Here is a 12,014-nt window from a genome sequence, read left to right on the forward strand (position 1 = left end):
AACAAGCGGTTTGTGTCAACGGAATCTTATTCTTCCCAGCCTAGCTTTTTAGCGATGGCAGCAGGGCAGAGGCTTAGACAGATAGCGCAGGTTGCGTCAATAAATCCCAACAAAAGCTGAAGCGCCGGTGTCAGCTGCATCAGGCAGAGCAGCAGCGTAAGCCCGATTACCAGCAGCAGGCTTAGAATGAATACGAAAAGTTGTGTTTTTATTTTGTACATATAAATCCCTTCTTTCTTAATGCATTTTTGTATCATAGGCGCATAATAGCATAAACGCAGGGGATACGTCTTTTATCATATCGTCAATTTTGCTTTACACCACCACAAAAAACGAGTATCATAGAAATAGTGACTATACGACTTAGCGGCATTGGCAAAAAACTTTCATTCTTTGGTTTTGAGAGTTTTTTCGACAATCTGAGGACGATACAGACATGCACGGTAAGCGCACAAGGCAGACCTGATGACGTGGCGGCAAAAGAATGAAGATAGGAGCACAGAATACATATGAAATTGGAATTAATCGCAACCGCAACTTTTGGACTTGAAGCGGTGGTAAAACGCGAAATACAGGATTTAGGGTATAAGATTCTGAAATCAGAAGACGGAAAAATTACCTATCTGGGCGATGAACGGGCGATCGTGCGCAGCAATTTGTGGCTTCGCAGCGCGGACAGGGTGCTGCTTAAAATGGCGGAATTTAATGCGGTGACCTTTGAGGAACTTTTTCAGCAGACCAGAGGGCTTGCTTGGGAACAGCTGATTCCCCTGGATGGAAAATTTACGGTGACAGGGACATCGGTGAAATCAAAACTCCACAGTGTTCCTGCATGCCAGAGTATTGTAAAAAAGGCAATTGTAGAGCGGCTCAGGGAATACTATATGGCGGAGTATTTTGCGGAAACCGGCGCAGAATACACCGTAAAAGTAACAATTTTGAAAGATCATGTGACTTTGACGGTGGATACCAGCGGCGCAGGTCTGCATAAGAGAGGCTATCGCGTGCGTGATGTGGCAGCGCCTATCAAGGAGACGCTGGCGGCGGCTATGGTGCAATTGTCCTTTTGGCGTGAAGGCAGATTGCTGGTAGACCCATGCTGCGGCAGCGGCACAATTCCCATCGAAGCTGCTATGATCGGCAGAAACATTGCGCCGGGACTTAATCGGACCTTTGCAGCGGAAGGCTGGGAGTTGATTGATTCAAAAGTCTGGAAAGAAGAGCGAAAAAAGGCTTTCGGTGCTATAAATTATGACAGCGAGCTTCGGATTTTTGCTTTTGATGTGGACGAAAAAGCCATCACAAGCGCTAAGGAAAATGCCATCGAAGCGGGTGTGGATGACTGCATCATATTTAAGCAGATGCCTATGCAGAAACTCGTAGCAAAAGAAACCGGAGGCATTATTATTACCAATCCGCCTTACGGTGAGCGAATCGGTGAGAAGAAGCAAATTGAGAGTATTTACCGGAAATACAGCGAGTTTTTTAAAGCAAATCCGACTTGGTCACTATTTCTGGTGACTACAGATAAGAAATTGGAGGAGAAGACTTTGGGAAGACCTGCAGACCGCAGGCGTAAGCTTTACAATGGCAGACTTGAGGTGTGTTATTATCAGTTTCACGGGAAGAAGGAGTTCTAATCCATGCAGGTGATTGTAGATAGGGAGAGCAGAACGCCAATTTACTGGCAGATAGCAGATCAGATCAAGGAAAAGATTATCAGCGGACAAATGCCTGACGGCTTTGTACTGCCGTCAGAGCGTGCTTTTGCTCAGATGCTGGGAGTACATAGAAATACCATTATCAAAGCCTATACTGCCCTGAAGGATGAAGAAATTGTGGAGTCTGTTCGCGGCGTAGGGTACCGCGTTGCCTATCAAAGTAAAGATTTTTACGAGCCGGATGTTCGTAAAAAGGTTAATTGGAGTGCGGTGATTAAAGATGAGTATCAGGATATGGAACGAACCTTTGACGAGATTTTTCAGAGAAGTTCCGATGCAAATAACATTTCTTTTGCAACCGGTTTGCCGCCGGCAGTATATGATGAGGCGAATCTTGCGGCGGATTTTGCAGCGATTTTAAATGAGCAGGGAGGAAAATCCTCGTTTTTGACGCCTTATCAGGGCGATTTGGAACTGCGGCAAAGGGTGATATCTTATCTGCGTACCAAAGGTATTAAGGCTGGGCTCAATCAGGTTCAGATTTTGTCGGAAACCAATCAGGCGCTGGACTTTATTGTAACCGCTATGCTGAAAGAGGGTGACAGGGTTATTGTGGAGGAGCCGGTATCGCCTGATGTTTATCGGGTGATCAAGCTGGCAGGCTGCAAGGCAGTTACAGTGCCGGTGGATCAGGACGGTATTGTCTGCGATCACTTGGAAGCGCTCATTGAAACCCATAGACCGAAGTTTATCTATGTCAATTCCAGTTATCATGATCCGACCGGAAACATTTTGTCGGTAGAGCGAAGAAAAAAGCTGCTGGAGATTTCTAATCGGTATAGACTGCCTATCGTAGAGGAGGACGCTGCGTCAGAGTTAGCCTTTGAAGATGATGTCATGCCGACGCTGAAAGCTATGGATAGGAGTGAAAATGTAATTTACATTTACTCTTTCTCCCTGACCTTTATTCCTGGACTTTCCATGGCATTTGTCGTGGCACCGGAAAAGCTGATTAAGAGTCTAAGTTATTTGGTGTCCATTCGCGTAATGACCTTGGACTGGATTACCCAGAAGCTGCTTGCCAAGTACATTACCAGTGGAAAATTTTATGAAAATGCAAGGCGCATTACAGAACTGAACCGGGAGAAGCGGGATTTGATGTGCGGATTCTTAGATCGGCTGGTGCCTCTGGGGCTTTCTTATGAAAAACCGCGGGGCGGTGTATATGTGTGGTGTCATCTGCCGGAAGGTGTAGACGGCAAAGAGGTTGCGGCTGTCTGTACGCGTTGCGGGATTTCTATCGTGCCTGGAGACATTTTTTATCCTAACAAAAATGGCGGCAGAGACTGCATACGCCTTAATTACTCTTTTGAAACCAAGGCACGAATCAAGCTAGGAATGGAGAATTTGATTGAGATTATTACAAACCTTGCGCAGAGGACTTCCTTATAACTGATATTTTTTGATTTTGCGATAAAGCGTCGCCAGACTGATATTTGAGCTGGCGGCGCTTTCTTACGTATAATAACAATGCTTGATTGTTTGTAAACGGTTCAATCACGGGGTTGGTTGATTTTAGTAGTTTTTGGAATATACTGGTACTTTAAAAAATAAAAGTGCTGGTACTTTAATTTTTTGACAAATATAGTATCATTTTTAGTAAAGAGAGTTAAACTATCTGATATGAACGATTTTTAACGAAATGAAAAGGAGAACACACCAATGGCAGTAAACTTAAAAGGAAGAAGTTTCTTAACACTTATGGATTTCACACCAGAAGAAATCAGATACATGCTTGACCTGGCACATGACCTGAAGGCAAAGAAAAGAGCTGGTATCTGCAATCAGATTTTGAAAGGCAAGAACATTGTTCTGCTGTTTGAGAAAACTTCCACAAGAACCAGATGCGCATTTGAAGTGGCAGCAATGGATGAAGGCGCTGGCGTTACATTCCTGGATTCCAGTTCCTCCCAGATGGGCAAGAAAGAAACCATGGAAGACACTGCAAAAGTATTAGGCAGATTCTACGATGGTATTGAATACAGAGGCTTTGACCAGGAAGTTGTAGAAGGACTTGCAAAATATGCTGGCGTACCTGTATGGAACGGTCTGACCGACGTTGACCACCCGACTCAGATTCTGGCAGACCTTTTGACTATCGAAGAACATTGCGCTAAACCGCTGAACAGAGTTAAAGTTGTATTCAGTGGCGACGTTAGAAACAACATGTCCTACGCTTGGATGTACGGCTGTGCTAAGATGGGTATGCACTTTGTTGCTTACGGACCGGACGAGCTGGCAAAAGAACTGAAACAGGATGTTATCGCAGAAGTACAGGAAGTTGCAAAGAAAACTGGTGCAACTATCGAAGTATCATCTGATCCGGCTTGCTTGAAAGGCGCAGATGTCATCTATGCTGACGTATGGGCTTCCATGGGCGAAGAAGCAGAAATTCCAGAAAGAGTTAGACTGCTGACTCCGTTCAAGGTAACAGAAGAATTAATGGCAGCAACCGAAAATCCGGATTGCCTGTTCATGCACTGCCTGCCTTCCTTCCATGACTTTGAAACAAAGATGGCAAAGACCCAGATGGAAGCTGGTTACGACATCCGCGAAGTCACCGACGAAGTATTCAGAAGCAAGAACTCCGTGGTATTTGACGAAGCAGAAAACAGAATGCATACGATTAAGGCTGTTATCGTTGCTACAATCGGCTAATCTTTTTGCCCAGACTTTGCTTAGCTAGGCAAAATGGACAGCGTAGGGATACGTTATCCTTGTGGCTCTGTTCTGCTTCAAGGAGCGGAATCTTTATAAGACAATAAATCTTGCTGCCGCGGGTCTTTTCCGGCTTGCGGCAGTTTTATTCCTGAGGGATGCCGAATCTTTTGGTTTGGCTCATAAGAAAATTTTGGGGGAAAGAATTATGAAACCAGGAATTCACAACTATTCTGAAATAGGAAAATTAAACAAAGTACTTCTTCATAGAATTGGCGAAGAAGTAGAAGGTCTTGTTCCCGACAACTTTGAAAGACTGTTATTTGATGACATTCCTTTCTTAAAAGTTGCACAGCAGGAACACGATAGATTTGCGGAGGTTCTCAGAGAAAACGGCGTAGAAGTTGTTTATTATGTGGACGAAACTGCAAAGGCGCTGAAAGACCCTGCGGTCAAGGCAGAGTTTTTGAACAAATTTTTAGACGAAAGTCACTTGAATTCCATGGGCGTCAGAGAGGCGATTTACGATTATCTGATTAACATGGATGAGAAATCCATGGTGGCAAAGCTGATTGCGGGCGTGAAGAGAGACGAAATCGATGTACAGACTAAGTCTTTAGCAGATTTTATTTCTTCTTCATATCCGTTCTATATGGAACCGATGCCGAATCTGTACTTTACAAGAGATCCGGGCGCATGTGTCGGAAATGGTATCAATATCCACCATATGAGCACGCTAACCAGAAGAAGAGAAGCATTGCTTCTGAAGTACATGTTCCTGCACAATAAAGATTTTGCGCCAGAAGGCTCTCAGATATGGTACGACTATGACCACGAGTATTCCATCGAAGGCGGAGATGTGCTGGTTCTTAATTCAGAAACCGTTGCAATTGGACTTTCTGAAAGAACGACAGCGCCGGCGATCGAAAGATTTGCAGAAAACATGCTGAATAAATCTACGTTCAAGAGAGTATTAGTATTTGATATTCCAAAGAGAAGAGCGTTCATGCATCTGGACACTGTATTTACTATGGTTGACTATGACAAGTTTACCATTCATCCAGAAATCGAAGGACCTCTGCAGCTCTTTGAAATCACATTAGGTAAAGACGGAAAAGCAAACTTCAAATCCGTTACAGATTCCTTAGACCACATTCTGGGCAAAGTGCTGAATCTGCCTGCAGTTGATCTGATTCGCTGCGGCGGAAACGATATGATGGCTGCACAGAGAGAGCAGTGGAACGACGGTTCCAATACCCTTTGCATTGCGCCGGGCACAGTTGTTACTTACGAGAGAAACTATGTAACCAACGATTTGCTCGATAAAAAGGGCGTAAAAGTACTGACAATTCCAAGTGCGGAATTATCCAGAGGCAGAGGGGGTCCAAGATGTATGTCTTGCCCTGTAAACAGAGATGACCTGTAATGCTTAGCGTATTGACAGGCACACAGAGTGTAGAACAAAATTAGAGTATTAGGAGAATTACAATATGGCAGAGAAAATTGTGATCGCCTTAGGCGGAAATGCTTTGCAGTCCGGAAAGAGCGAAGCGACAGCTGAAGCACAGCTTGAAGTTGTTAAGAAAACTTGTGAATATATTGCAGATATCAGCTGCAAAGGTTATGAAATCGGTCTGGTTCACGGAAACGGACCGCAGGTCGGCAGAATTTTGCTGGCTTCTGAGACAGCAAAAGATGTTACCCCGGCTATGCCATTTGATGTTTGTGGCGCAATGTCTCAGGGTTATATTGGATACCATCTGCAGCAGGCGCTGAAATATGCACTGAGCAAAAAAGGCAGAAATCTTCCTGTTCTGACTGTTGCAACACAGATGGTTGTGGAAAAGAGCGATAAAGCATTCCAGAACCCGACAAAACCAATCGGTCCGTTCTATTCAGAAGCAGAAGCAAAAGCTTTAGAAGCAGAAAAAGGATACACAATGAAGGAAGACGCAGGCAGAGGCTTCAGAAGAGTAGTAGCTTCCCCACTTCCTAGAAAAATTGTTGAAATCGACGCAGTAAAGAAACTATGGGATACATCTATTGTGATTTCCTGTGGTGGCGGCGGAATTCCTGTAGTAGAAAATGCTGACGGTTCTATGGAAGGTGTGGCAGCTGTAATCGATAAGGATTTTGCAGCAGAACTTCTGGCTGAACAGGTTGAGGCTGATGTACTGATGATTCTGACCGAGGTAGAAAAAGTTGCAATCAACTTTAATAAACCGGATCAGAAGAATTTGGATAACCTGAATCTGGAAGACGCAGTTAAATACATCGAAGAAGGACAGTTTGCACCTGGAAGCATGCTGCCGAAGGTAGAAGCTGCGATGAAGTTTGTCAGAGCATATCCGAACAAGAAAGCTATCATCACTTCTCTTGATAAGGCTATTGACGCATTAGAAGGTAAAACTGGTACAGTTATTACTTTCGCATAAACAAAATAGATATACTGACAGAAAGCACCCGTATGGAGACTAAATCTCTATGCGGGTGTTTTCATGATTTGATTTTGGAAAATAAAAGAAGAATCAAGAGATTAAGGGAAAATAAACCATTTTTGGGAGTTGCTAAAGGGGAAGTTTTATGCTAAAATAGGATAGAGGTAAAAAAGAATTTGCAATCTAAACAGTCATATTGGCTGTTTTTTCTTTTTGCCTCTTTTTTGTTGATAACATATGAGGGAGGTATTAGACATGAAGAAACAATCACTATTTGAAAATAAACGAAGAGGATTTTTTAATCTATATGACGACTGCCTTTTCGCCCCAGCTTTAGCTGGATAGGCGAAACGGACAGCGTAGGTTGCGAAGCAACCGGAGGAGTGAGCGCAGCGAACGTTGGGTATTTCATTATATTTTCTCCAGGGATGCGGAGGAAAATAAGCAGGCACTGATTGCAATTATCAACGTGATATTGGGACGAGAGGCAGATCCGATAGAGTCTATTCAGATTATGAACCCATACATTTACGGGGAGAAACCCTATATGAAGGGTGCGGTTTTGGATATTAAGGCGCAAACCAGTCTGGGAGAGCTGTTGGATATTGAAATGCAGAATGGAAACTTGGAATTCTATGCTGACCGTTCTGTTTTTTACTGTGGAAAATTAATTAACTTATCATTGGAAAAAGGGGAAGACTATGATAAAATGAAAAAAAGTATTGTAATTTCAATTGTGAAGGGGAATGTGCTCCCGCAAACGAAGAAATTACATAGTACCTTTTACTTTTTGGAGAGTGAGGAACATTTTAGGCTGTCGGAGACTGCAGAGATTCACTTTGTGGAGCTTGAGAAAGTGGATGTGCATAAGTCGATAGAGGAAATGGATCCTTTGGAGCGTTTGGCAGCGTACATGCTTTTTGCAGGAGATCGGACGCAGGAGATGTATGTGCAGGATTTAATAGAGCGAGGAGGGGAGGCTGTTACGATGGCGGAAAGATTGTTTAAAGAATTAACAGAGGATCAGATAGCCTTTGAGATGCGGGAACAGCAGATTAAGACAGAGCATGCTTTAGCAACCCTGCGATTTGTAGAGGAAAAGCGTAAGGCGGAGTTGGCTCAGAAGGAAGCTGATGTACAGAAGAAAGAAGCTGAAGTTGAATCCCGACAGGATGAATTAGACATTCAACAACGGGCACTGGACATTCAACAGAAGGAATTAGATGTTCAGCAGCAGGAATTGGACATTAAACAGCAGGCATTGAGCGTGCAACAGGAGCAGCTGCATGCGCAGCGGAGAAGTATTGCGATTACACTAAAAAAGGCAGGAATTGATGTTGCGCAAATTTCGATTTTAACAGGCCTAAGTATAGAAGAGGTCTCTTCATTATGAAGAATAATGAAGCGCATAAAAGAACTGAAAATCCAAGCGGATCAAAATGATGTTCGTAAGGGAATTTCAGTTCTTTTTCTTTCTCTGATTTCCAAGGAATCTTTGACCTTTCTGTATCCACTGTGCTATACTGATAAGAGTAACAAAAGGAGGCAAATCTATGAAACATCAACCGAAAATCATTGCAGTAGCAGGAAAAGGTGGGGTTGGAAAGACCTCTGTTGCAGCGGCGATGATTAAAGTTTTAACAAAAAAATATCCAGACAAACGGATTCTTGCTATCGATGCAGATCCGGCAGTGGGTCTGGCAACGGCTCTTGGAATCCAGCCAGAAAAAACCATCGACGATATTCGTATAGAGGTGGTGGAAACTGTGGAAGACGGGCAGACCAAAGCGGCAATTGAACTGCTGGGGGAAGCCAGATATAAAATCTTTGAAACATTGACCGAAAAGGATGGATTTGCTTTTATCGCAGTGGGAAGACCCGAATCGGCGGGCTGCTACTGCAAAATTAATACATATTTGAAAGATGTGATAACCTTGCTGTCAGAGGAGTTCGACTATATCGTCATCGATGGAGAAGCGGGTATTGAGCAGATTAACAGGAGAGTGATGGAGAAAGTAACGCATTTGCTTCTCATCACCGATCCGAGCAGGAAAGGCATTCAGGTCATACAGACTATCAAGTCCGTAGCAGAGCGCCTAGTTATGTATGAAGAAGTTGGTGTTATCATCAACAGAATTTTGTCTGAGGAAAGCAAGCGAGCTATCCACATAGATGAGTTACCTGTTCTGGCAGAGATTATGGCAGATGGAAAACTCAGCCAGTTTGATCTGGCGGGAGAGAACGTATTCTATCTGCCAGATGATACGGAAATTGTAAAAGGCGCTGCCAGAGCATTGCAGCAGATAGGAGTATAGACTTGAAGGACCTGAAACATCTATTTTATTTTGAAAAACTGTTAGAGGAAAGTCATAATGATTTGGTGCGTGAGGCACAAAGCCGAGGAGATATCGCTATCGGCAGCGTCTGCGCATTGATTCCGGAGGTGCTGCTCAATTTGCCGGGGACTTTTGCTGTGCGGCTTCGTGCGCCTAGGACTGGGTCCATTGAAATGGGTACCTACTATATGACCAGTTTACTTTGCGAAGGGTGCAGAGCTTATTTGGAAAGAGCTTTAGAAGGCGGCTATGAGTTTCTCGACTGCATGCTGACCCCGGATGCTTGCGCACAGATGAATCGGTGCGTAGAAAATATTGAAAAACAGGGACTTTGCAGCAAGGAACATTTCTTTGTCACCTATGCAGACGTGCCTATGAAAGCAGATGAAACTGCGCTGAAACACTATGTAAAACAAATGCGTCTTCGGGTACTTGCTCCGCTTCACGAAGCTTTTGGCATTGACGTATCTGACGCTGCGCTGTTTCAGGCGGTAAAGGCACAAAACCAGATAAATGAGCTGATTCGCAAAATTGGTGATTTTAGAAAAACAGAAAATCCGGTTATCACCGGTTATGAATTTGCGGTGCTGTGCCTTGCTACTTATTGTTGTCCTCATGATCTTTTGATTGAAAAGCTGACGGAAACTTTGGAAGAATTGAAAAGCAGGGAGCCTGACGAGAAATCTCCGTACCGCGTGCGAGTCGTTATGGCTGGCTCTGAAATCGACGACCCGGCGCTAATTAAACTGGCGGAGGAAGCCGGCGCTTATGTGGCGGCGGATCGTTTTTGCTTTGGCTCTCTTCCGGGCAGAGAGGAAATTGTGATTGAACCTGAAGAAGATCCACTGACAAGTATTTGCAGGCATTACATGGAGCACGGGCAGTGTCCTCGCTACATGAACACCGATAAAGTTCGCGAGAGAAAAACTTATATAGATGCACTGGCGAAGGAGTACAACGCGGACGGTATTATTTACCAGTATATGAAGTTTTGCGATTACTGGGGCTACGAGCAGGCTGCAGCGACCCACATCATGCGTAAGGACTATGGATATCCTGTACTTTCCATCGACCACCCTTATGTTGTAGGACAAAGCGGGCAGCTGCGCACCCGCATACAGGCATTTGTGGAAAGTATAGAAATTAAGAAACTGGCAGGTCAAAAGGAGACGAAACATGAGTAAAGAAGCAGGCGGCAGGAAGCTAGGCAGTTTGTATGACGGAAAAAAAGCGAGAAAACGCAGAGAGTGGCGTGGCTTTAAAGACACTTGGTACGCCTATACACAATGGCTGAAAATCTGGAAAGTTCTCATTAAGTTTGCGGCAAAACCAAGAAACATTAAAGGCTTTTTCCGTTATCGCTGGATGCTCAATTTTTTGGCGGTGCCGGATTTTTTTGACAGACATACAGAAGGCATGCGAGATGTGCAGCTTCGAATGGCACACACCGGTCTGGGACTGATTGTAACTGATATGTGTGAAATGGTAGAGACGATTTTTAAGGCGGACCCGCGTATCGGCAACGACAAAGCACTCAGCGACCGCATTGTTATCTTTGATGAAAATATGATGAGTGAGATTATGAATGGATTTCCCAATCTGCGGTGGCTGTCGGTAGAAGTTCCATCTATTTATACCAGCGCCATGATGAATCAGACCGGCGTATCTCACTATATCGACGTAACCAGCAGATTCGGCATTCCGGGAGACGTATGTCCTATGCCGGCGGCGGAGCTTGGTCTTGCCATCGACGACGATTTTCCTCTTATTGGCAAATGTGCGGTACAGTGCAACACCACTTGCGACGGCAGCGCTATGGGAAACGGGATTGAAGCCATGCGCTTTAATATTCCGACTTTCCAGCTGGCAGTACCCATTCGCCATACCCAGGAAAGTGTGCAGGATTATGCGGCAGATGAGATTAAAAACTGTATTCGCTTTATAGAGGAAAATACCGGCGAAACCTTTGACTGGAACGCATTCTTTGCTTCTATGAAAACCTTTAACGCAGAGAGCGAGCTGACAAAGGAATGGCTGGAAATGTCCAGAACACCGTATCCGCAGGTCATTGGAGACAATCTTGCTCTTTATCGCTACGGTGTGTATCAGGCTGCAGGCGGGCGGAATATGGAATTCCTGGAAACTGACCGCAAAATCACCGCCTTGGCGCAGGAGGGTTATGCGAAAAAACTGCCTGTGGCAAAGGAAGTCAGACATAGAGCTATTACTTGGGGTGTACAGGCGGCATATTATACAGCTTTTCCGATTTGGCTGCAGAACTGCTGGGGGATTGCGGCTCTGGCAGATATGCTGAGTCTGGTTTCTATGGAGCCGATTGATACCGAAGACCCGGAAAAAGCCATTTATGATCTGGCACATCTTTACGAAAACATGATTATGCGCAACCGCTCTAACGGCGGTTATGAAGTGGGCGTCGAGGCCCTTTGGCGCTACTGCGAATATTTTAACTGTGATATGGTTATTATGTATGCGCATATGGGCTGCAAAGCCATGAGCGGGTATCACGGCATTTTTGAAGAGGAAGCCCGCAAGCGCGGCATTCATCTGATTTGGGTGACCCATGGGCTGATGAAACCGGAGGACGCGTCTCGGCAGGACATGCGGACAGAAGTCAATCGCTATATGCGTACCGTGCTTCGTGAAGAACCAGTAGACCCAACCCTTGAGGAGTTCGACGACGCAAAGTGCTGGTAATGGAGTTGTCCCAATTTCCGAAGGAAATTGATGGAAACTCCTTATGCTTTAGCGTCCCACGAGCAGAGTGAGTGGCAAGACGCTAGTCGTATAATGGAGTTCACCTGCTCCAAAACTTGTTTTGGTAAAGCAGACCTTATGCTTTG

Annotated in this window: 10 protein-coding genes; 9 read left to right on the forward strand and 1 reads right to left on the reverse strand. The window is 44.6% G+C overall.

Annotated features, from left to right (window positions below):
- Nucleotides 1–26: 26 nt before the first annotated feature.
- On the reverse strand, nt 27–221 hold the full coding sequence (locus NFR88_RS06835) for a hypothetical protein (protein ID WP_251614433.1): 195 nt from the start codon (nt 219–221) through the stop codon (nt 27–29).
- Between the two features lie 288 nt (nt 222–509).
- Between NFR88_RS06835 and NFR88_RS06840 the strand changes: the two genes are divergently transcribed.
- The 9 genes from NFR88_RS06840 to NFR88_RS06880 all read left to right on the forward strand — a co-directional run bounded on the left by NFR88_RS06840 (nt 510) and on the right by NFR88_RS06880 (nt 11,868).
- Nucleotides 510–1,640 carry a THUMP domain-containing class I SAM-dependent RNA methyltransferase gene (locus NFR88_RS06840; protein WP_251614436.1) on the forward strand — a complete coding sequence of 377 codons (1,131 nt, stop codon included), beginning with the start codon at nt 510–512 and terminating at the stop codon, nt 1,638–1,640.
- Nucleotides 1,641–1,643: 3 nt separating this feature from the next.
- Complete coding sequence (locus NFR88_RS06845) at nt 1,644–3,113, forward strand: aminotransferase-like domain-containing protein (RefSeq protein WP_251614438.1); 1,470 nt, start codon at nt 1,644–1,646, stop codon at nt 3,111–3,113.
- Nucleotides 3,114–3,383: 270 nt separating this feature from the next.
- Nucleotides 3,384–4,379: an ornithine carbamoyltransferase gene (gene argF, locus NFR88_RS06850; protein ID WP_160202616.1), complete on the forward strand. Its 996-nt coding sequence runs from the start codon at nt 3,384–3,386 to the stop codon at nt 4,377–4,379.
- Nucleotides 4,380–4,587: 208 nt separating this feature from the next.
- On the forward strand, nt 4,588–5,805 hold the full coding sequence (gene arcA, locus NFR88_RS06855) for an arginine deiminase (RefSeq protein ID WP_160202617.1): 1,218 nt from the start codon (nt 4,588–4,590) through the stop codon (nt 5,803–5,805).
- Nucleotides 5,806–5,869: 64 nt separating this feature from the next.
- The gene (arcC, locus tag NFR88_RS06860) at nt 5,870–6,814 is read left to right on the forward strand and encodes a carbamate kinase (RefSeq protein ID WP_160202618.1); all 945 of its coding nucleotides are present in this window, start codon (nt 5,870–5,872) and stop codon (nt 6,812–6,814) included.
- A gap of 367 nt (nt 6,815–7,181) precedes the next feature.
- Complete coding sequence (locus NFR88_RS06865; protein WP_251614441.1) at nt 7,182–8,210, forward strand: Rpn family recombination-promoting nuclease/putative transposase; 1,029 nt, start codon at nt 7,182–7,184, stop codon at nt 8,208–8,210.
- Nucleotides 8,211–8,370: 160 nt separating this feature from the next.
- Nucleotides 8,371–9,132 (forward strand): ATP-binding protein, encoded by a 762-nt coding sequence (locus NFR88_RS06870; RefSeq protein WP_160202620.1) that lies wholly within the window; start codon nt 8,371–8,373, stop codon nt 9,130–9,132.
- A gap of 2 nt (nt 9,133–9,134) precedes the next feature.
- On the forward strand, nt 9,135–10,337 hold the full coding sequence (locus tag NFR88_RS06875; RefSeq protein ID WP_251614445.1) for a 2-hydroxyacyl-CoA dehydratase family protein: 1,203 nt from the start codon (nt 9,135–9,137) through the stop codon (nt 10,335–10,337).
- Nucleotides 10,330–11,868, forward strand: coding sequence for a 2-hydroxyacyl-CoA dehydratase family protein (locus NFR88_RS06880; RefSeq protein ID WP_160202622.1), 1,539 nt, complete (start codon nt 10,330–10,332; stop codon nt 11,866–11,868). The genes NFR88_RS06875 and NFR88_RS06880 overlap by 8 nt, the downstream gene beginning before the upstream one ends.
- Nucleotides 11,869–12,014: the final 146 nt, after the last annotated feature.

Source organism: Senimuribacter intestinalis, assembly GCF_943192965.1.
Taxonomy (GTDB): domain Bacteria; phylum Bacillota; class Clostridia; order Peptostreptococcales; family Anaerovoracaceae; genus Senimuribacter; species Senimuribacter intestinalis.